At 64.4% G+C, this 23,757-nt stretch carries 4 protein-coding genes; 2 read left to right on the forward strand and 2 right to left on the reverse strand.

Annotation, left to right across the window (positions count from 1 at the left end; translation table 11 throughout):
* The first annotated feature begins 7 nt into the window (after positions 1–7).
* Together OUZ52_RS15935 and OUZ52_RS15940 are read left to right on the forward strand one after the other, a co-directional pair.
* Positions 8–20,671: a non-ribosomal peptide synthase/polyketide synthase gene (locus OUZ52_RS15935; protein WP_266159521.1), complete on the forward strand. Its 20,664-nt coding sequence runs from the start codon at positions 8–10 to the stop codon at positions 20,669–20,671.
* A gap of 169 nt (positions 20,672–20,840) precedes the next feature.
* Entirely contained in the window at positions 20,841–21,047 is a 207-nt protein-coding gene (locus OUZ52_RS15940) for an MbtH family protein (protein WP_266159516.1), read from the forward strand.
* A 340-nt stretch (positions 21,048–21,387) separates the two neighbouring features.
* Here OUZ52_RS15940 and OUZ52_RS15945 read toward each other — a convergent pair whose 3' ends face one another.
* Complete coding sequence (locus tag OUZ52_RS15945; RefSeq protein ID WP_266159518.1) at positions 21,388–22,872, reverse strand: proprotein convertase P-domain-containing protein; 1,485 nt, start codon at positions 22,870–22,872, stop codon at positions 21,388–21,390.
* Positions 22,873–23,499: 627 nt separating this feature from the next.
* Positions 23,500–23,757 (reverse strand): hypothetical protein (locus OUZ52_RS15950; RefSeq protein WP_266159520.1); only part of this gene is annotated, 258 nt, incomplete at its 5' end.

Consider the following 23,757-nt stretch of genomic DNA (forward strand, 5'->3'; position numbering starts at 1 on the left):
TGCCGAACTGAATGCGCACGCCAACCGGCTGGCCCAGGTCTTGATCGCCGAGGGCGCCGGCCCCGAAAGCATTGTCGCCATCGCCCTGCCGCGCTCGCTGGACTTGATCGTCGCCCTGCTCGCCGCACTCAAGGCCGGCGCGGCTTATCTGCCGCTGGATGTGGACTATCCGCCCGAGCGCCTGGCCTACATGATCGACGATGCCAAGCCAGTGCGCGTGATCACCCGCAGCGACGTCAACGCTTTGCCCGCAAGTGCGCCGCGACTGTTCTTGGACGATGAGCAGACGCTTGCGCGAATCGCCCAGGCGCCGGCCCACAACCCGGTCGACGCCGAACGCCGACAGCCGCTGCAAGTGACGCATCCGGCCTATGTGATTTACACCTCCGGCTCCACCGGCCGTCCCAAGGGCGTCGTGGTGGCGCATCGCAGCGTCGCCAATTACTTCGCCTGGAGCGGACATCATTACTTCCGCGCCGATGAGCACCGTGCCGACGAAAACGCCGATGCAGGCATGGGCGCGCCAGCCACGTTGTCGAGCACCTTCGACGGTAGCGTCACCCTGTTGTTCGGCCCCTTGCTGGCCGGCGAGCCGCTGACCTTGCTCGCCGCCGGCAGCGAACTCAGCGCACTGGGCATGCCCGCGCAGCCGCTGCAATACAGCCTGCTCAAGCTCACCCCGGCGCATCTGAAAGCACTCAATCCCATGCTGGAGGAGTCCGGCGCGGCGGCACCCGGCAAGGTGCTGTTGCTCGGCGGCGAGGCCTTGGTGCCCGCCGACCTGGCGTTCTGGCAGGCGCGCTATCCGCAGGTGCGCATCATTAATGAATTCGGCCCGACCGAGGCCACCGTCGGCTGCAGTACCGAAGAGATCGACGAGGATATGAGCCGCGCTACCAGCGCCTCGATCGGCCGGCCGATCTGGAATACCGAACTCTATGTCTTGGACGCCGCCTTGCGACCGGTACCGGCCGGTGTGCCCGGCGAGTTGTATATCGCCGGCCAAGGTCTGGCGCGCGGCTATCTCAACCGCCCCGGCCTGACCGCCGAGCGCTTTGTGGCGAATCCGTTCTCGCCCGGCCAGCGCATGTATCGCTCCGGCGACCTGGCGCGCTGGCGCGAAGATGGCCGCCTGGATTACCTGGGCCGCATCGATCATCAAGTGAAAATTCGCGGCTTCCGCATCGAGCTGGGCGAAATCGAAGCCGCGCTGGCTCGCCTCGGTTACGCGCAGAATGCGGTTATCGCCCGCGAAGATATTCCGGGCGACAAGCAACTGGTCGCCTACCTGGTCACCGCCAAACAGGGCGACCTCAACGAGCAAGGCGCCGACAGGCAGCTCGATAGCGAAGCGCTGCGCAAGGCGCTGGATGGCCAGCTGCCGGATTACATGATTCCCAGCGCCTTTATCGCGCTGGAAGCGCTGCCGCTGACCCCCAACGGCAAGCTCGACCGCAAGGCCTTGCCGGCTCCGGATTACGCCGCGGCCAGCCTGCGCCTGCCGCGCAATCCGCGCGAAGAACTGCTGTGCCAGCTGTTCGCCGAAGTACTCGGTCGCGAGCGTGTCGGCATCGACGACAACTTCTTCGACCTGGGCGGCCATTCGCTGCTGGCGATTCGCTTGATCGGCCTGATCCGCGCCCGCCTGCAATTGGAGCTGCCGATCCGCGTGCTGTTCGAAAACCGCAGCGTGGCCTTGCTGGCACCGCACCTGGATCGCAATCGCACGCGACGACCCCCGCTGCAGGCGGTCGAACGCCCTGAGCATCTGCCGCTATCGTTCGCGCAATACCGCCTGTGGTTTCTGCACCAGTTCGAGGGGCCCAGCGCCACTTACAATATTCCGCTGGCCTTGCGCTTGCACGGACCGTTGGACCGCGCCGCGATGCAAGCGGCGATCAACGATCTGCTGACCCGGCACGAAAGCCTGCGCACCCTGTTCCCCGAAGGCGACACGCCGCGGCAAGTCATTCTGGCCGCGCCTGGCGAGGACGCCGGCATCAACGGCCCGGTGGCCTTGCTACCACTGGACAGCATCGACGCCGACGCAAGCACGCTGGATGCAAAAGTAGCCGCCGCCGCTGCCTATGCGTTTGACCTGGCCAGCGAACTGCCCTTGCGCACGACGCTGTTCCGGCTCAGCGACGAAGATCATGTGCTGCTTCTGCTGCTGCACCATATTGCCGGTGACGGCGCCTCGATGGCGCCGCTGGCACGCGATCTATCGCAAGCCTATATCGCGCGACTGGCCGGCAAGTCGCCGGCATGGTCGCCGCTGCCGGTGCAGTACGCCGACTACACCTTGTGGCAGCACCAGTTGATGGGCCGTGAGGACGACGCCGAAAGCCTGCTGCGCCAGCAGATGAATTATTGGAAGCGCACGCTGGCCGAACTGCCCGAGCAACTGCCCTTGCCGACCGACCGGCCGCGCCCGCGCGCCTCCAGTTACCGTGGCCAACATCTGCCGTTCGACCTCGATGCCGATTTGCATCGCCAATTGCTGGCACTGACCAAACGCTACAGCGTCACTTTATTCATGGTGTTGCAGGCCGCGCTGGCTACGCTGCTGACCCGGCTGGGCTCGGGCACCGATATCCCCATCGGCAGCCCGGTGGCCGGGCGCACCGATGCCGCGCTCAACGATCTGGTCGGTTTGTTCCTCAATACCCTGGTGCTGCGCACCGATACCTCGGGCAACCCCAGTTTCGAAACCCTGTTGACGCGGGTGCGCGATACCGACCTGGCCGCTTACGAACATCAGGACTTGCCCTTCGAGCAACTGGTCGAAGCGCTGAACCCGGTGCGTTCGCTGGCTTATCACCCGCTGTTCCAGGTCATGCTGGTACTGCAAAACATGAGCGCCGGCGAGCTGCGCCTGCCCGGCTTGCGCTGCAGCCAGCACGCCCTGGAACTGGATGTCGTCAAATTCGATCTCGGTTTCGGCTTTCATGAGCAACAGCAGGCCGATGGAAAACCCGGCGGCCTGCGCGGCAATATCGAATACGCCAGCGACTTGTTCGATGAAGACTCGATCAAGACGCTGGCCTGGCGATTCAAGCGCTTGCTCGAAGCGGTTGCCGCCGACCCGAAACAACCGCTAGCCCAGATCGACCTGCTCGACGCGCTGGAGCGCGTGCGCCTGCTGCAAAGCGACGGCGCCCATGTCCAGCCGATACCCGCCCTGGGCCTGCACGACTTGTTCGAGCAGCAGGCCGCCGGCAAACCGCAGGCCACCGCCCTGGTCAATAAGGGACAGCGGCTGAGTTTTGCCCAGCTCAATGAACAGGCGAACCGGCTGGCTCACCTGTTGATCGCCCGTGGCATCGGCGCGGAAGATCGCGTCGCGCTGGCCTTGCCGCGCACCAGTGAGCTGATCATCGCCATGTTGGCGGTACTCAAGAGCGGCGCCGCTTATATGCCGCTGGATCTGGAGCAACCCAGCGAGCGCCTGCGCGACATGCTGGAGGACGCCAAGCCGGCCGCGATGATCGGCAACAGCGACAGCATGCTGGCCATCGGCTACGAATCACTCAAACTGGCGCTGGATACCGCCGCCGTGCAGGAGCTGCTGGCAGGCGCGCCGTCGCATGATCCCAGCGATGCCGAGCGGCGCCAGCCATGGTCCGCATGGCACCCGGCCTATGTCATCTACACCTCCGGCTCTACCGGCAAGCCCAAGGGCGTGGTGGTCAATCACCGCGCACTGAGCAATTTCTACAGCCACAACAAGCACGTCATCTTCGACCAGGAGATGGCCATGCTGGACGGCCAAAGCGTGCGCTTCGCGCTGACCGCCTCGCTGGCTTTCGATGCTTCGATCGAGTCTTTGCTGTGGATGTTCGCCGGACACGAGCTGCATCTGATCGATGAGCTGACGCGCAAGGACACCCAGCTGCTGCTGGGCTATATCGCCGAGCATGGCATTCATGGCATCCAGGTCACGCCATCGTATTTCGAGCAGTTGATTCAAGACGGCTTGCTGGATCGCGCCGACGGTTATCCCGGCTATGTGATGCTGGGTGGCGAGGCGGTCAGCGATACGCAATGGCGTCTGCTGGGCGAGTCGCCCAGGGTGCGTGGCTACAACCCCTATGGCCCCACCGAATGCACGGTGACCGCCAGCATCGTCCGTATCGACGCCGGCACCCTGCCGTCCATCGGCGAGCCGATCTGGAACGCCCGCTCCTATGTGCTGGATCACGCATTGCAACCGGTGCCCACCGGCATTGCCGGCGACCTTTATCTGGCCGGCGCCAACCTGGCGCGCGGTTATCTCAACCGTCCCGAACTGACCGCCGAGCGTTTTGTGGCCGATCCGTTCGTGCGCGGCGAACGCATGTATCGCAGCGGCGACCTGGCGCGCTGGCGTGCCGACGGCCAGCTCGAATACCTGGGCCGCAGCGACACCCAGGTGAAGATTCGCGGCTATCGCATCGAACCAGGCGAGATCGAAGCCGTCATCGCCCAGGCCGGTCACGCGCACAACGCCGTCGTGGCGCGCGAGGATCAACCGGGCCGCAAACAATTGGTCGCCTATATCGCCGTGCCCGGCGCCCGCGGCGTGGATGTCGATGGCTTGCGCAAGCATCTGGCCGCCCAGTTGCCCGACTATATGGTGCCGGCGGCCTTGGTGTTGCTGGAACAATTGCCGTTGACCGCCAACGGCAAACTCGACCACCGCGCCCTGCCGGCACCGGTGTTCGCCGCGCAGCAGCTGCGTGCCCCGCGCAACGACAAAGAACAGCAGCTGTGTCGGCTATTCGCCGAGGTGCTGGGCCTGGATCGGGTCGGCATCGATGACAGCTTCTTCAGCCTGGGTGGCGACAGCATCAGTTCGATCCAGCTGGTCAGTCGTGCGCGTCGCGCCGGCTGGTCGATCAGCACCCGCGCCATCTTCGAACATCAGAATGTGGAAGCCCTGGCGTCGGTGATCACGCCGCTCGCCGAAACCGCCAGGCCCGCGGCCGAGGCATCGACCGGCGAATTGCCGGCCACGCCGATCATGCATTGGTTCATGGAACAAGGCGGACCGCTGCAGCAATACCACCAGGCGATGCTGCTGCAAGTGCCGGCATTGAACGAGCAGCATCTGCGCGATGCCTTGCAGGTGCTGATCGATCATCATGACGCGCTGCGCCTGCAGCTGCGCGATCAGTGCTGGTCGGTCAAAGCCAAAGGCAGCGTACAGGCCGCGAGCTGCCTGCAGCATGTATCGATCGCCGGCTGGAATCCGGCCACGCGTGAGGCGCAGATGCGCGAATACGCCACCGCCGCGGCAAGCCGGCTCGATCCGCGCAGCGGCTGCCTGCTGCAGGCGGTCTGGTTTGACGACGGTGCACAATCGCTGCTGTTCTTGCTGATCCATCACGTGGCTATCGATGGTGTCTCCTGGCGCATCCTGCTGCCTGATCTGAAAGCCGCGATGGCGTCCATCGCCGCCGGCCGTCCCGCCGAACTGGCGCCGACCACGACCTCGTTGCGCCAGTGGGCCACGCAACTGCCGCGCATCGCCGCGCATCGCCTGCACGAACTGCCGCTATGGCAGGCCATGTCGGCTGGCGAAGACCCCGCCATCAGCACACGCGCCCTCGACCCGACACGCGACACCATCGCCACCCGGCAAAGTCTCAGCCTGCGGCTGGAAAGCGAAGTCACCCAATGCCTGCTGACCCTGGCACCCGAACGCATCCATGGCCGCATCAACGATGTGCTGCTGACCGCTTTCGCGCTGGCCATTCGCCAGTGGCGCGCACGGCGCGGGCTCGGCGAGCGGGTTTCCAGCGTACGTTTCGAGCTGGAAGGCCACGGCCGCGAAGCCATTGTCGAAGCGGCCGACCTGTCGCGCACGCTAGGCTGGTTCACCAGCCAGTTCCCGCTGCAGCTGGAGCTGAACGGCGTCGATCCGACCGCTGCCCTGCACGATGACGCCGTGCTGGAACGCGCACTCAAGCAGGTCAAGGAACAACTGCGCCGCCTGCCCGACAACGGCATCGGCTACGGCCTGCTGCGCTACCTGCACGAACAAGGTCGCGGCATATTGGCAGCGCAGCCCGCGCCGCAAATCAGCTTTAATTACCTCGGCCGCTTCGAGCAGGGCAAGACTGACTCCGATGCAAGCAGCGACTGGAGTGCCGACAAGCCGGCGGTGTGGGCGGACGATCACCCCGCGCGCCCGCTATCCCATGTGCTGGAATTGAATGCGCTCACCCTGGATGGCCCCGAAGGCGCTGTGCTTGAGGCCAACTGGGGCTGGGCCGGCGAGCTGCTGGACGAAGCCGCCGTGCGCGAACTGGCTGAGGCCTGGCACGCAGCCCTGCGCGCTATCGCTGCCTATGCGGCGAGCGCCGAGCGCCATGTATTCACCCCCTCCGATCTGCCGCTGGTCAAACTCAGTCAGGCGCAGCTGGAAAACATCGAGGCCACGCAGCCGCCGCTGGCTGACATCCTGCCGCTGTCGCCGCTACAACAAGGCTTTATGTTCCACGCCTTGTACGACGACAGCACGCCGGATACCTACCTGCTGCAAATAGCCTTCCGTTTTGATGGGCCGCTGCGCGCCGAAGCATTGCGCCTGGCCGCGAACCAGCTGCTGCAGCGGCATGCCAACCTGCGTGCGGCCTTTGTGCATGAAGGCCTGACCGAGGCAGTACAGGTGATTCCGCGCGCACTGGCAGCACCATGGCGCAACCTGGAGCTGAGCGACGAGGCCTTCGCCGCCTGGCTGCGCGAAGATCAACAGCAGCGCTTCGATCTGCAGCAGGCGCCGCTGCTGCGCTTTACCCTGGTGCGCAGCGCGGCGGATCGACACTATCTGGTCTTCACCAGCCACCATATTTTGCTCGACGGCTGGTCCACGCCGATCATGATCCAGGAGTTGCTGGCGCTTTATACCGAGGGCGAACAGGTGCGCTTGCCGCGCGTCACGCCGTATCGCGACTATCTGCGCTGGCTTGGCGAACGCGACAAAGACGCAGCGCAGGCCGCCTGGCGCGAAGCGCTGGATGGTTTGCAAGAACCCGCGCGAATTGGCGCGTCCGCCACGGCACCCGTGACACCGGCGCTGCTGTACCAACACCTGCCCGCCAGCCTTAGCGCACGCCTGGTCGAACAGGCGCGTCGCAGCGGCGTCACCCTGAATACCGTGATGCAGGCGGCCTGGGCGATTCTGCTCGGGCGCCTATTGCGCCGCGACGATGTCGTCTTCGGCATCACGCTTTCTGATCGCCCCGCCGAGCTGCCCGGCAGCGAGCATATGGTCGGGCTATTGATCAATACCTTGCCGTTGCGGCTGCGCCTGCGCGATGGGGAATCGCTGCAGGCACTGCTGCAGCGCCTGCAGCAGCAGCAGTCGGTCCTGCTCGAACATAGCCATCTAAGCCTTAGCGAGATCCAGCGCCTGGCCGGCCACGGCGAGCTGTTCGATACCTTGATGGTGTATGAAAACTACCCCATCGACGAAGCGTCCCTGCAAGCGCAATCGACCAAGCTGCACGCAAGCTTTCACAGCCATCACGGCGGCGACGCCTCGCACTATCCGCTGGGCTTGTCGGCGATGCCGGCCGAGCGTATCCGGCTCGGCTTCAGCTATCGACCGGACGTCTACCAGGCCGAGCAAGTACAGCGACTGGCCGATGGCTTTGCGCATATTCTCGAAGCGATCGCCGAGCGGCCGCAGCTGCCGCTGGCCCAGCTGGACATGCTGCCGCCAGCGCAGCGCCAACAGCTGTTGCACGACTGGAATGCCACCGCGCAGCCGGTGCCGCAGATCGACCTGGCGACCTGGCTGGAACAACAGGCAGCGCGCAGCCCTGCCGCCACCGCGCTGATTTTCGAAGAACAACAGCTTAGCTATGCCGAGCTGCACGCACGCGCCAACCGGCTTGCGCGCCTGCTGTGCGAGCGCGGAGTGAAGGCGGAAGATCGCGTCGCGGTGGCGTTGCCACGCTCGCCCGAACTGGTCATCGCCCTGCTCGCCGTGCTCAAGGCCGGGGCGGCCTATCTGCCGCTGGATATCGATTACCCGGCCGAGCGACTGGCCTACATGCTTGACGATGCCAGACCGGTGGCCATGATCACCACGCGGGCCACTGGACTCACCACCGGCGCGGATCAGCTGCTGTTGCTCGACGCCGCCGACACCGTGGCGGCGCTGGCGCAAGCCTCTGCGCATCCGCGCAGTGCCGAGCCGTCGTTCCGCGCGCCGCGGCTGGACCACCCGGCTTACGTCATCTACACCTCCGGCTCCACCGGCAAGCCCAAGGGCGTGCTGGTCGCGCATCGCGAAATCGTCCACTCCACTGCGGCGCGCCTGCATTACTACCCGACCGCGGCAAGCATGTTGCTGCTGCCTTCGGTGGCCTTCGATGCCTCGCTGGGCGCGATCCTGCATACGCTAAGCAGCGGCGGCGCCCTGGTATTGCCTGCGCCGGGATTGGAGCGCGAACCGCTGGCCTTGGCGGAGCTGGTCGCCAGACATCGCGTACAAGCCTGGCTTAGCGGCCCGGTGTTGTATCGCGCCGCGCTGGAACAGGCTGGCGACAAACTGGCTTCGCTGACCCGCGTGGTGCTCGGCGGCGAAGCGATTCCTGCCGCCTTGCTGCAGAAACATATCGCCCTTGGCCTGACCGATAGCGCGCTTTACAACGAATACGGCCCGACCGAAGCCAGCGTGTGGTCCAGCGTGGCCCGACTCGATCCGGCACAGACCGGCAACGAGCTGGCCTGCATCGGCGCACCCATCGCCAACACGCGCCTGTATGTGTTGAATACGCAGCTGCAGCCGCAGCCGATCGGCGTGGCCGGCGAGTTGTATATCGCCGGCGCGGGGCTGGCCCGAGGTTATCTGGGCCGCGCCGCGCTCAGCGCCGAACGTTTCGTGGCCAACCCATTTATTGCCGGCCAGCGCATGTATCGCAGCGGCGACCTGGTGCGTTGGCGCGCCGACGGTCAGCTGGAATACCTGGGCCGCGACGATCAGCAAGTGAAAATCCGCGGCTTCCGCATTGAGCTGGGCGAGGTGGAAACCGCCCTGGCCGGCGCGGGCTATCCGCACACTGCGGTGATCGTGCGTGAGGACAAGCCGGGCCATAAGCAATTGGTGGCCTATGTTGTAAGCGCGACCGCGTGGGATGCCAACGACGTGCGCATGCAGTTGGCCAGCATGCTGCCCGAACACATGCTGCCGAGCGCCTATGTCGCGCTGGATGCGCTGCCGCTGACCCCGAACGGCAAACTGGATCGCCAGGCGCTGCCCGCGCCGGTGGCGACCAGTAGTAACCGCACGGCGCGCAACGAGGTCGAGCAAACGCTGTGCGATTTGTTCGCCGACGTGCTGGGGCTTGAGCAAGTCGGCATCGACGACAGCTTCTTTGCCCTGGGTGGCGACAGCATCAGCTCGATCCAGCTGGTCGGCCGCGCACGCCTGGCCGGCCTGCGCTTCAGCGCGCGCGATGTATTCCAGCAACCGTCGGTGCAAGCCCTGGCCTTGGTCGCCAGCGCAAGCCAGCCGGTGGCCGCACTGCCGCAGCAGGCAGCGGTCGGGCCGTTGCCGGCGACCCCGATCATCCAATGGCTGCTGCAGCGCGAGGGACCGTTCGAGCACTTCGCCCAGGCGATGTTGCTGCGCACGCCGGCACTGCAACGCGAGCCTTTGCTCGCCGCGCTGCAAGATCTACTGGAACATCACCACGCCCTGCGCCTGCGTCTGGACATCCATGACGCGCTGGAGATCGCGCCGACCGGCAGCGTGCTCGCCGCCGACAGCCTCACCCGTATCGATCTGCACGGACTGGACGCCGACACTCGCGCACGCCGCCTGCGCGAACACTCGCATGCCGCGCAGCAACGCCTGTCGCCACGCGATGGCCGCATGCTGCAAGTAGTCTGGTTCGACGACGGCAACGACACACAGCTGTTCATCGCCCTGCATCATCTGGTGGTGGACGGTGTGTCCTGGCGCAGTCTCATGCCCGACCTGCAAACCGCATGGACGGCACGCGTCGCCGGCCACGCGCCGCAGCTGCAGGCCGTGCCCACCTCGTTCCGGCATTGGGCGCTGGCGTTGCCGGCCGCCGCCGCGGCTCGACTCGATGAACTGCCGTTCTGGCAATCGATGCTCAAAGGCAACGATCTGCCGCTGACCTCGCGCCCGCTGGATCCGCGACGCGACACCTTGGCGACCCAGCGCAGCCTGTCGCTGCGCCTGGAGCCGGAGATCACGCAAACACTACTGACCCGCGCGCCCGAGCGCATCAACGGCCGCATCAACGATGTGCTGCTGACGGCCTTTGCGCTGGCCGTGGCCGATTGGCGTCGACGTCATGGCCATGGCGAACTCGACCAGGTGCGTTTCGATCTGGAAGGCCATGGCCGTGAGGCGGTGGTCGAGGGCGCCGACCTCAGTCGCACCGTGGGCTGGTTTACCAGCCAGTTCCCGCTGCAATTGTCGCTGGCCGGCGTGGACCAGAACGCCGCGCTGCGCGGCGGCACGGCACTGGAAGCCGCGCTCAAGTCGATCAAGGAACAGCTGCGCGAACTACCCGACAACGGCATCGGCTACGGCCTGTTGCGTTACCTCAGCGAGGCCGGTCGTACGGCGCTTGGCCAGCAACCCGCCGCACAGATCGGCTTCAACTATCTAGGACGTTTCAGCGTCGCCGAAAACGACGCAACCGGCGGCGACTGGGCAGCCGCCGAGGAGCTGACTCCCAGCGCGGGCGACGACGAAGTACTGGTGCACGCGCTGTCGCTCAATGCCACTACCGAAGACCGCCGCGAAGGCCCGGTACTGTGCGCCCAGTGGAGCTGGGCCGGCGAACTGTTCGACGAGACGGCCATACACGATCTCGGGCAAACCTGGTTCAACATGTTGCGGCTTATCGCCGACACGGTCGCGGTCAGCCAGCATGCCTTGTTCACGCCTTCGGACCTGCCCTTGGTCAAACTCGGCCAGGCGCAGCTTGAAGCGATCGAGGCAACGCAGCCGGCGCTGGCGGATATCCTGCCGCTATCGCCGCTGCAGCATGGCCTGCTGTTCCACGCCCTGTATGACGACGAAGCCGCGGATGCCTACCTGGTGCAGCAGGTATTCCTTTTCGATGGTCCGCTGGATGCTAACGCCTTGCGTGCGGCCGCCGACCAATTGCTGGAACGGCATGCCAATCTGCGCGCGGCATTTATCCACGATGATTTGTCCCGCACGGTGCAGGTCATCCCGCGCGTGGTGAAGGCGCCGTGGCGCGATATCGATACCGACGAAGACGGCCTCGCCGCCGTGCTGTCGCAGGATCGGCAACAGCGCTTCGAACCGTCGCAGGCACCGCTGCTGCGCTTCACCCTGGTACGCACTGCCGCCGACCGTCATGTGCTGGCGTTTACCAGCCATCACATTTTGCTCGACGGCTGGTCGATGCCGATCGTGCTGCAAGAGCTGCTTACCCTGTACCACTCTCGCGGCGATCACTCGGCCTTGCCGTATGTCACGCCTTATCGCGATTACCTGGCGTGGATCGCCGCCCAGGATCGACAAGCCGTGCGCGCCACCTGGCGTCAGCTGCTGGAAGGACTGGACGAGCCCACCTTGCTGGCACCGCAGGCACCTACCGAACCGGTGATGCCCCGCGCTTACCATCACGATTTTTCGCTGGCGCTCAGCGATGCCTTGAATGCACAGGCACGTCGTCACGGACTGACTCTCAATACCTTGTTGCAGGCGGCATGGGGCCTGCTGCTGGCCCAAGTCAGCGGACGCCAGGACGTGGTTTTCGGCATCACCGTTTCCGGTCGCCCGCCCGAACTGGCCGGGGTGGAACGCATGGCCGGCTTGTTCATCAACACGCTGCCGTTGCGGCTGAAGATCGAACCGGCGCGCCCCCTGGGCGAGTGGCTGGCGAACCTGCAAGAACGCCAAGCGCAACTGTTGAACGCGCAGTTCCTGGAGCTGCCGCAGATTCTGCAAGACAGCGGCCACGCACAGCTGTTCGACACCTTGCTGGTCTACGAAAACTATCCGTTCGACCCGAATGACCGACGCGTGCTGGAAGCCGACAGCGAGCTGCGCATCAGCATGATTAAGGGCCAGGGCGGCGACCTTTCGCACTACCCGCTTAGCCCGTTGCTGATTCCCGGCAAGCAACTGCAACTGAGCTTCAGCTATCGGCCGGATATTTTCGGCGAAGCGCAGCTGCAAAGTTTTGTCCGCCGCTACACCTGCATGCTCGAAGCCCTGGCCGGCGATTTGTCGCTGCCGCTGGGTCGGATGAATCTGCTCACCACGGACGAGCGTGAGCAATTGGCCGTCTGGAACGACACCGCCCACGCGGTGCCTGCCGCCACCCTGCCCGCGCTATTCGAACAGCAAGCGGCGCGTTCGGCGGACGCCATCGCCCTGCGTTTCGAAGATCAGGCGCTGACCTACGCGCAGCTCAATCAACAGGCCAACCGCCTGGCTCACACTTTGATCGCCCAGGGTGCCGGCCCGGAACGCATCGTCGCCATCGCGTTGCCGCGTTCGCTGGAGCTGGTGGTTGCCTTGCTTGCCGTGCTCAAGGCGGGTGCCGCTTTCTTGCCGCTGGATATCGATTATCCGCCCGAGCGGCTGGCTTATATGCTGGACGACGCCAAACCGGCACTGGTGATTGGCAACCGTCATTCGGCATCCGCGATCCCGGCGAAACAGGTGCTGCAACTGGATGAACCAGCCGTTGCCGAGCTGATCGCCCTAGCCGCCGCACACGACCCGCGCGATGACGAGCGCAGCCAGCCGTTGCGGCCGGCGCACCCGGCCTATGTCATTTACACCTCCGGCTCCACCGGCCGTCCCAAGGGTGTGCCGAACACCCATCACGGCATCGTCAATCGCCTGCTGTGGGGCCAGCACACCTATCGTCTCGAAGCTGACGACGTGGTGTTGCAGAAAACCTCGTCCAGCTTCGACGTTTCGGTATGGGAGTTTTTCTGGCCCCTGCTTGCCGGTGCCCAGTTGGTGCTGGCTCGCCCCGAAGGCCATCGTGATCCGGCTTACCTGGCCCAACTGATTCAGCAGCGGCAGATCACCACGGTGCAGTTTGTGCCATCGATGTTGGAAGCTTTTCTGCACGACCCGGCCAGCGCCGCCTGCACCGGCTTGCGCCGCGTGCTATGCAGTGGCGAAGCGTTGCCGGGCAAGCTGCGCGACCAGTTGCGTCGACGCATCGGCTGCCCGTTGTACAACCTTTATGGCCCGACCGAGGCCTCGATCGAAGTGACCGCCTGGGCCTGCCGCGACGACGAAACCGGGCCGACCGTGCCGATTGGCGCACCGATCTGGAACACCCGGCTCTATGTGCTCGATGCCGCGTTGCGCCCCTTGCCCGCCGGCGTGCCCGGCGAGCTGTACCTGGCGGGCGACGGCCTGGCTCGCGGTTATCTGCGGCGCCCTGGCCTGACCGCCGAGCGCTTCGTCGCCAATCCGTTCGAGCCCGGCCAGCGCATGTATCGCACCGGCGATCTGGCCTGCTGGCGTGAAGACGGCCAGATCGATTATCGCGGCCGCGTCGATCATCAGGTCAAGCTGCGTGGACAGCGTATTGAACTGGGTGAAATCGAAGCCGCCCTGGTGCGCACGGGCTTCCCGCGCAATGTAGTGATTGTGCGCGAGGACCGCGCCGGTCATCAGCAATTGGTCGCCTACGTGGTCACCGCCAGCCTGGATAGCCAGACCTTGCGGCGCAGCCTCAGCGAGCACCTGCCTGATTACATGTTGCCGGCGGCCTTTGTCACGCTCGATGCCTTGCCGCTGACCCCGAATGGCAAGCTGGATCGCAAAGCGCTGCCCGCGCCGGAGTTGGCAACGGCCAGCACGCGCGCGCCGCGCAATGCGAAGGAGCAGCTCTTCTGCACGCTGTTCGCCGAGCTGCTGGGCCTGGAACAGGTCGGCATGGACGATAGCTTTTTCGCCCTCGGCGGCGACAGCATCAGCTCGATCCAGCTGGTCAGCCGGGCGCGCAAACAAGGCTTGCTGATCAGTGCCCGCGACGTGTTCCGACAGCAAACCGTCGAAGCGCTCGCCACCGTGGCCACCCCGGTGGCACTGAGCGAGGCTGCCGCCGTGGAAGCAGCGGTCGGTGCGTTGCCGGCCACGCCGATCATGCATTGGCTGCTGGAACAGGGCGAGGTTTCCGATCATTTCAGCCAATCGATGAGCCTGCCATTGCCGGCGGCTGCGCTGGAACCGTTGCAGCAGGCCTTGCAAGATCTGCTCGACCATCACGACGCCTTGCGCCTGCGCATTGATGCGGATCGACAGCTGCATATCGACCCCAGCGGCAGCGTACGCGCGCAAGACATCCTGCATCGGGTGACGCTGAGCGGCCTCGATAGCCAAGCTCGCCAACAGGCGGTGCAAGACGCCGCGCGCGCCGCGCAGGAGCGGCTCAACCCTCGCTCCGGCCGCATCGTACAAGCCATCTGGTGCGATCAAGGCGCGGAGTCTTCGCTGTTGCTGGTGATCCATCACCTGGCGGTGGACGGCGTGTCCTGGCGCATCCTGGCACCGGATTTCGACGCCGCCTGGCAGGCACGCAAACACGGTCTGGCACCGCGTATCGAGACGGTGCCGACCTCGTTCCGCCATTGGGCCTTGCGCCTGCCCGTCATCGCGGCGGCCCGGCGCAGCGAACTGCCGCTGTGGCAGTCGATGCTGAGCGGCGCAGATCCATTGCTGAGCAAGCGCCCGCTCGATCCGCGCCAGGATATCGGCGCGACCCGGCGCGCGTTTACCCTGCGCCTGGACAGCGAGACCACCCAGCGCCTGTTGACCCAGGCACCGGAGCAGATTCACGGGCGCATCAACGACGTATTGCTGACCGCGTTTGCCCTGGCGCTGATCGACTGGCGCCGCCGTCACCAGCACAGCGAGCATCGCGCGGCGCGCTTCGATCTCGAAGGCCATGGCCGCGAGGCGATACTCGATGGCGCCGATCTTTCGCGCACGGTCGGCTGGTTCACCAGCCTGTTCCCGCTGCAACTGCATCTGGACGGCCTCGATCTGGACGACGCGCTGCAAGGCGGCCCCGCGCTTGAGCACGCCCTCAAACGCATCAAGGAGCAATTGCGCCGCCTGCCTGACAACGGCATCGGCTACGGCCTGCTGCGCTATCTCGACGACCACGGCCGCGCTGCCTTGGCCGGTCAACCAGCCAGCCAGATCAGCTTTAACTATCTCGGCCGCTTCGTGGCCGCGGGCGAAGCTGGCGAGAGCGAGTCGATGCCGCAAGGCCTCGCCGCCGGCGAAGCCGCCCGTCCGCTGCAGCATGCGCTTGGCCTCGACACGATCACCCTGGATCGTCCGTCCGGCCCGGTGCTGGAAGCCAACTGGGGCTGGGCTGGCGAATTGTTCGACGAGGCCGCCATCCACGACCTCGCGCAGACCTGGTTCAAGCTGCTGCGCCACATCGCCGAGCGTGCCGTTGCGGCCGCAGCGGTATTCACGCCCTCGGATCTGCCGCTGGTGAAACTCGATCAGGCGCAGATCGAAGCGATCGAGGCCAGCCAGCCGCCACTGGCGGAAATCCTGCCGCTATCGCCGTTGCAACAAGGCTTGTTGTTCCATGCCATTTACGATGAAGAAACGCTAGACGCCTATTTGATCCAGCGGGTCTTCCGCTTCGATGGTCCATTGGATACCGCCGCGTTGCAGGCGGCCGCCGATCAATTGCTGGAACGGCATGCCAACCTGCGCGCAGCCTTTATTCACCAGGGCCTGGCCGAAGCGGTACAGGTGATTCCGCGCAGCCCGAAGGCACCCTGGTACGAAGTGGCTGCCACAGAAGACGAACTGCCAGCGCTGCTGCGGCAAGATCACCAGCAGCGTTTCGATCCGTCGCGGGGACCGCTGTTGCGCTTCATGCTGGTGCGCACCGCGCCGGATCGTCACTACCTGGCGTTCACCAGCCATCACATTCTGCTCGACGGCTGGTCGATGCCGATCGTGATCCGCGAACTGTTCGCCCTGTACCACAGCCGCGGCGACCGCTCGGCGCTGCCCTATGTCACGCCATACCGCGATTATCTGGGCTGGATTGCCGCGCAGGATGGCCAGGCCGCACGCGCCGCCTGGCGCCAGGCCCTGGAAGGGCTGGACGAACCGACCCTGCTGGCGCCACAGGCATCCAGCGAACCGGTGATGCCGCATACCCATCATCATCAGTTTTCGCGCGAACTCACCGACGCCTTGAACGCGCAGGCGCGTCGCCAGGGGCTGACCTTCAACACCTTGCTGCAAGCCGCGTGGGGTTTGCTGTTGGCGCAGGCCACCGGACGCCAGGATGTGGTCTTCGGCATTACCGTTTCCGGTCGCCCGCCCGAGCTGACCGGGGTCGAGCGCATGGCCGGCCTGCTGATCAATACCTTGCCGCTGCGCCTGCCGATCGAGCCGGCGCAGACGCTGGCCGAATGGCTGGCCAGCCTGCAAGACCGCCAGGCGCAATTGTTGAACGCGCAGCATCTGGGCCTGACCCAGATCATGCAGGACAGCGGCCATACGCAGCTGTTCGATACCTTGATGGTGTTCGAGAACTACTACGTCGACCCGAACGACCAGCGCGCGCCGGAGCCCGCAAGCGAACTGCATATCAGCATGGTCGCCGGCCACGGCGGCGACAAATCGCACTATCCCGTCACCCTGCTGACCGCATCAGGCGAATCGCTGGAGCTGAATTTCAGTTACCGCCCAGACGTTTTGAGCAAGGCCGACATGCAGCGTTTTGTGCGTCGCTATACCTGCCTGCTCGAAGGCCTGGCCGGCGATCTCTCGGTACGCGTGGGCCGCTTGAACATGATCGACGAGAACGAGCATGTGCAGCTGAGTGAATGGAACGACACCGAGCGCGAGATACCACTGGAAAGCGTGGCCGCCTGCTTCGAACGGCAGGTACGCGCCACACCGGATGCGCCCGCGCTGATAACCGGCGGACACACGCTGAGCTATGCCGAACTGAATCGACGTGCCGAGCGCCTGGCCGATACCTTGATCGCCCACGGCGTCGGCCCGGAACAAGCCGTGGCATTGTTGCTGCGCCGTTCGGCCGAGCTGGTGATCGCCACCCTGGCGGTGCTCAAGGCCGGTGCCTGCTATGTGCCGCTACACGATCATTATCCGGACGAGCGGCTTGCGCTGATCCTGGCCGAAACCCGCGCGGAGCTGTTGCTTGCCGATGCCAGCCTGGATGGACGCGAGCTGACTCATTCGCAGGTACTGCGCCTGGATGGTTTCGACTATGCCGCCGCATCCGGCGCGCCGGCACGCCCGGCGATACATGCGGAACAGCTGGCCTATGTGATGTTCACCTCTGGCTCCACCGGCACGCCCAAGGGTGTGGCCGTGCGCCAGCGCGATATTGTCGGCTTTGCTCGCGACAGCCGGTTCGCCGAGGGGCATGAAGTCGTGCTGCTGCATTCGCCGCATGCCTTCGATGCCTCGACTTACGAATTGTGGGTGCCCCTGCTCAACGGTGGCTGCGCGGTGGTTTGCAGCACTGAGTCCGGCGACGGCCGCGACATGCAGCGGCTGATTGCCGAGCACGGTGTGCGCAGCCTGTGGCTCACCGCCGGGCTGTTTCATGAGTTCGCCGAATCGATGCCGGAGCTGTTCGCGCCGCTGCGGCAAGTCTGGGCCGGCGGCGATGTGCTGTCGCCCGATGCGATCCGGCGCTTGCAGGCGCGTTACCCCGCACTGCGCATCGTCAACGGCTACGGCCCGACCGAAACGACGACCTTTGCGCTGACTTGCGTGGTGCCCCCGTTGGCCGAGGATGCCAGCAGCGTCCCGGTCGGCAAGCCGTTGGACAATATGCGCGTCTACGTGCTCGACGGCGCCCTGCGGCCGGTGCCGATCGGCGTGCCGGGCGAGCTGTACATCGCCGGTGCCGGCCTGGCCCGTGGCTATCTTGGCCGTGCATCCTTTACCGCCGAGCGCTTTATCGCCAACCCGTATGCGCCGGCCGCTGCCGTTGGCGAGCGCATGTATCGCAGTGGCGACCGGGTGCGTTGGCGCGAGGACGGCCAGATCGAATTCATCGGCCGCACCGATCACCAGGTAAAGATCCGCGGCTTCCGCATCGAGCCGGGCGAAATCGAAAACGTCTTGCAGCGTCACGCGGCGGTGGCGCAGGCCACCGTGCTGGCACGCGAAGACATACCCGGGCGCAAGCAACTGGTCGGCTATGTGGTGCTCAAGCAAAGCAGCGGCGACCGCGACCAGGCGCAGGAGGTACGCCAGGTCGGCGAATGGGAGGCGCTGTATCAAGACCTTTATGGCGAGGACCGCGTCGATGCCGATGCGCCGGATTTTGGTGACGATTTCCGTGGCTGGAACAGCAGCTACGACAGCAGCGAGATTCCGCTGGAACAGATGCGCGAATGGCGTGCGGCTACGGTACGGCGCATCCTGCAACTGAAGCCGCGCCGCGTGCTGGAGATCGGTGTCGGCAGCGGCCTGATCCTGTCGCAGGTGGCGCCGCATGTCGGGGTTTATCACGGCACCGATCTGTCAAAAGCCACTATCGACCGCTTGCAGCGCGAGATTGCCGGGCAAGCGCAGCTGACCGGCGAGATCCAGCTGCACACCCTCGCTGCCGATGAAACCCATCGGCTGGGCGACGCCCTGCCCGACACGCATGCGGGCTATGACGTCATCATCGTCAACTCGGTATTGCAGTACTTCCCCAACGGCGACTATCTGCTCGATGTGATCGGTCAGGCGATGGATCTGCTGGCCCCGGGTGGCGCGCTCTACCTGGGCGACGTGCGCAATCTAAATCTGCTGCGCAGCTTCGCCAGCGCGATACAGCTGCATCAGGCCGACGACCTTGTCGACACCTCGACCCTGCAACGGCGTATCGACCAGACCTTGCTGACCGAGAAGGAGCTGTTGCTCGCGCCGGAGTTCTTTACCCAGTTGCCAGCACGACTCGACAGCATCGCCGCGGTCGACATCCAGACCAAGCGCAGCCGCCACGGTAACGAACTCAGTCGTTATCGCTACGAAATCGTACTGCGCAAACAAGGCCTGCGCGTACGCTCGGCAGCCGAGCTGCCGGTGCTGCCGTGGTCGGAAGCCTTGCTCAAGCACGATGCGCTGGCCGCTTGCCTGGCCGAGCATGCCGGCGGCCTGCGCTTGATCGATGTACCCAACCCGCTACTGCAACCCGAGCTGGAAGCATTGCGCCAGTGGCAGGCCGGCAAGCGCACCGCCGAAGTGCGTGCACGCTTGCTGACCAGGCCAAGCGACGCGACGCCACCGGCCGAAACCCTACATGACCAGGGTGAGGCGCTGGGCTGGCGGGTTGCGGTGACCTGGTCCGAGCCGGAGCGCGGCCTGGAAGTGTTGTTCCTGCCCGCCGACGATGACGCGACCAGCTGGACCGATATTCATCAGCCGGCCCATCCGCGCGAATTCAGCGCCTGCGCCAATAGCCCAGGCAGTTTCGACCGCCTCGGCGAACTACGCCGCTATGTGGAAAAACAGCTGCCCGACTTTATGCAGCCGCTGCTGGTGCCACTGCCGGCGCTGCCGCTGACACCCAACGGCAAGGTGGATCGCAAGGCACTGCCCGCGCCGGACTTCACCTCCAGCCACCGGCGCGCCGCCACCTCGCCGCAGGAGCAAGCCCTGTGCGCATTGTTTGCCGAAGTGCTGGAACTCAACGATGTCGGCGTCGACGATGACTTTTTTGAACTGGGCGGCCATTCGTTGTTGGCTACCCGTTTGATCAGCCGCATCCGCAACACGCTGGGCGCCGAAGTCTCTACCCGCACCTTGTTCGAGGCACCGACGGTGTCGGCGCTGTCACAGCGATTGGCCGAGCCGCTGCAAGCCTTGTCCACGTTCGACGCCGTTTTGCCGATACGCGCACAAGGCAGCCTGCCGCCGTTGTTCTGCCTGCCGCCGGGTGGTGGCCTGGGCTGGTGGTATACCGGCCTGACCCGCTATATCGACCCACAGCGTCCGCTGTATGCCTTGCAAAGCGCCAGCCTCATCGACGGATCAGCGCCACTGCCGACGCGGATCGAAGAGATTGCCGAAGCCTATCTGGCGCAGATCCGGGCGATACAACCGCAAGGACCATATCTGTTGCTGGGCTGGTCATTCGGTGGCGCGGTGGCGTATGAAATCGCCTTGCGCCTGCAGGAGGCCGGCGAGGAGATTGCCTTGCTGGCGATTCTCGACGCCTGCATTCGCACCAGCATGCCCGGTTTCGACCCGCAGACCTTTCCCGACGGGGATTACCGCGCGGGCATTCTGCGCGGCTTCCTGGAGAACGGTGCCGGCTGCGATCTCAGCGATTACGACCCGGAATCGCTGGATTATCAAAAGGCGGCCGAGTTGCTGAAATACAGCATTTTCTCGGGCTTTGACGCCGGCTTGCTGGAGCGCTTCGTCACCACCCAGGCCAACGATGGGCGCACTCTTAACCACTACACGCCCAGGCGCAAACTGCGTGGCGACGCGCTGTACTTCAACGCCACCGCGGACAAGCAAGGCGATGAGTTCTTTTTGCTGCCGGCCAGCTTCAAGCACAACATCACCGGCGAGCTGCGCAGCCACGACATCGACTGCCGCCACGACGAAATGGCCCACCCGCAACATCTCGCCCGTATCGGCCGCATCCTGTCGGAGAACTATCGCGTATGAACCACCCTGCCGACGGCCATGACGCCATGCCGGTCGGCACATCGCGCCGCCGGCCAGCCGGCGCGCGCGTCATGGATTCGTCGTCACCTTGCGTGAATATCTGGTCAAGTATTTTTCTCGCGGCTACGCTTTCGTACCGCCCAACAGCCCTGCACTAACGGAGTTGAACATGAGCAATCCCTTCGAAGACAACAACGGCAGCTTCCTGGTCCTGGTCAACGACGAGAACCAGCATTCGCTGTGGCCTGAATTCGCCGAAGTGCCGGCCGGCTGGAAAACCGTGCATGGCCCGGACCAGCGCCAGGCCTGCCTCGATTACGTCGAGCAGCATTGGACCGATATGCGCCCGGCCAGCCTCGCTGCGCTGGACGCCTGATCTCACCGGTTCTTGGTCAGCCGGTTACCGGATGGCCTGGATCAAAGCTATCGACACGAGGCTGGACCGCTCTCGTGTCGATAGGCGGCTGAGAGCCCACTTAGCATTTCGTCGACCAGGATTCGTCTTTAGAGTGCAAAGGGTGGCGCCGCATGCGGAACATGACCGCTGCCTTGCCGGCAACGATAGTGACTGCTCCAGCCTCACCTTACTCGGCGCCCATGCCAGATCAACGGCCCTCCTGGCACACAAAAACCATCATGACTGATGGTTTTTGTTTCGCCACTTTTCGCACAGCGTCATCGGCGTGGCGCAGCTCCCTGCGCGCCACGCCGATCGATCAGAACGCCAGGCTCCAGGAGTTCAGTGTCCCGCTATCGCCAGGGGCACCGCCATCGTCATCGATGACTTTCAACTGCCATTGACCGTTGGCGGCAGAGGACGAGGCGTCGACCGTATAGGTCTGGTCGATATTGCCGTCATCGTTGTAATCCGGGCTTTGCAGCACGTTGACCGTGCCATCCGGAGCGATCAGCTCGATGGTCAGGTCGCCCGACCAGTTATGCGTGATGCTGACATGTACTTTGAGTGCTGTGGGTGCTTTGCCGCTGCGGCCAGCTACCGTGATCGTGCTCGATACGGTGGCGTTGTCGGCGATGGACTGCGCCGTGCTGTTGCTAAAAGTGCTTGCGCCGCCGGCGTCTTGAATGATCGGGTGCGCGATTTCGCATTGGGCGGTGTCGTTGGACCAGGTGCTTTGAACCGCGAAGCTGCCCTGGTCATCTTGCATGTTTGCCGAAGCGCCCTGGCCCGAGCTGATCCAGGCGCAGAGGTCGCCATTTTCCGTTTCGCTATTGCCGCCGACAGTCCAGCCCAGCCCGCCACCGGCAAAATACTGATCGGTGATAGTTTCGGCATATTCGTGTCCATTGACGATGGAGAATCCATCGAGCAGGCCGGCCTTGCCGTTGACGTAGTTCTTGCCGCAATAACCGAACGACTGCCCCATCGGCGCGTCATTCATATAGGGCATGTTGGTGTAGGCCACTGCGCCCAGGTCAGCGTCATTGGTTGAGCTATGCCAGGCGCACCACTGCAGATTGGTATTGGTCCAATCCGTGTTGAAACCGTCCGGGTGAGTGCCCGAGGGAGACAGCACGACGTATTGAACGTAGCGGTTGGATGCCGGCGTGTTGTTGCCAAAGTGTTTGGCCGCCGCCACCGCCTCGTTCGCCAGGTCGGCGCTGGTCGGCGAGTCCGGTGCGGCCGCCGAATTGTCGTACCAGATGCCGGCATAGGCACCGTCTGTCGGATAACCGACATGGCTGGCATCGGCCGAACAAGAGGTGGCGCCCTTGGCGACATTGGCGCCGTCGCAATACTGCGTCATGGTGCCCGACCAGAGCTCGCCGCCGGTGCCTAGCCCCTTGAAGAATTTTTGCAGGTAGGGAACCGCGCCATCCGCATCATGCGTCAACGAGACAATGCCGCTGGTGGCATCGGTAGTCAGGTCGCCCCACTGACTGCCGTATACCACCAGATACACCTGCGGTTTGCCGCTGGTCACGCCATTGCCATTGGCGTCACCGCCACCGTAGCTCAGCTTTGTCGCCGCCGCGGCCACGCCCGCCGCGGCCCGCGACGCCTGGCGGACCCTATTCTGCTGCACCACATTGGCGCTATGGATGACGCCATGGCGATAGGAGTAATCCTTGGCCGGCGCGGATGCATTCGTGGCCTGCGCATAGGCGCCGCCCGCGCCGAGCAATCCCAGCAGAGCCAGTGCTGTGGTCAGTGGTGAAACCTTGCTTATCGAACGAATCATGAACTTACTCCCCAGTAAATGATGGGTAAGCGACACCCTGCCTGACAGTCAGACTGCCAGGTCATTCGCGCTTACATACATGCCATCGCCTGATCCGAAGGGCCGATCTCTTGCTGCCCTTCCCTCCCCAGACGTTCCACGGACAGCATGAGTCGAATCGACTCACCCCCTAACGTGTCCATAGATAGAAACGCAAGCTATCGTGATTACCCCACCCCATGATCATGACGATTAGCCATATAGACATCTACAAATCATCGATGATGAGGTAAGGCCTGACGAAGCGGAACAGACCAAGCCAGCCACCAAACTCCAGCCGGGTCGGCGCAAGATCAAGGTCTCGCCAAACCACCACAAGGCGATCAGAAATGGGCCACGGCAAGAGATAAAGACGCAACCCGACGGATTGCCCCCGGGGTCATCGAGGCGGCATAAAGTAAGCGTTCAGCGATGTGATGACGCTCTTCACATACAGCCCATGGAAGTCCGCATGAACCGGGGCGCGCAGCTCCACCAACCACCGTTACTACACGTCGCTTGCCACCGCCATAAATCAATAAACCACAAGCCCCGCGGCAGAACATCTGCCACGGGGCTTGGGATCCAACACCTTCAATAGCTACTTGCTTACCAGGAATTAATCAGGTTATAGACATTCACGCTACCCAAGCCTGTCGCAAAGTCCCAGCCCTTGGTCGCGGGATACGCTTGCTGAAGCTTGGTGGTCGAGGTCGACAGCACGCCGTAGGTCTGCGTCTTGTTGGCGGTGTAGCAATTGGGCGTACCCGGCTGGCACACAGTGTCGATATCGCCGCGCGTCACATCGTGGAAGATGCATAGCGGGCCGCTGCTGGCGCCGTTGTCAGAGTCGCATTTGGCCAGCGT

Source organism: Dyella silvatica (assembly GCF_026283955.1).
In the GTDB taxonomy this organism is placed as follows: domain Bacteria; phylum Pseudomonadota; class Gammaproteobacteria; order Xanthomonadales; family Rhodanobacteraceae; genus Dyella_C; species Dyella_C silvatica.

Coding starts and splice junctions, on each gene's coding strand:
- OUZ52_RS15940 (WP_266159516.1), top strand. CDS start 20,841: ATGAGCAATCCCTTCGAAGACAACAACGGCAGCTTCCTGGTCCTGGTC.
- OUZ52_RS15945 (WP_266159518.1), bottom strand. CDS start 22,872: ATGATTCGTTCGATAAGCAAGGTTTCACCACTGACCACAGCACTGGCT.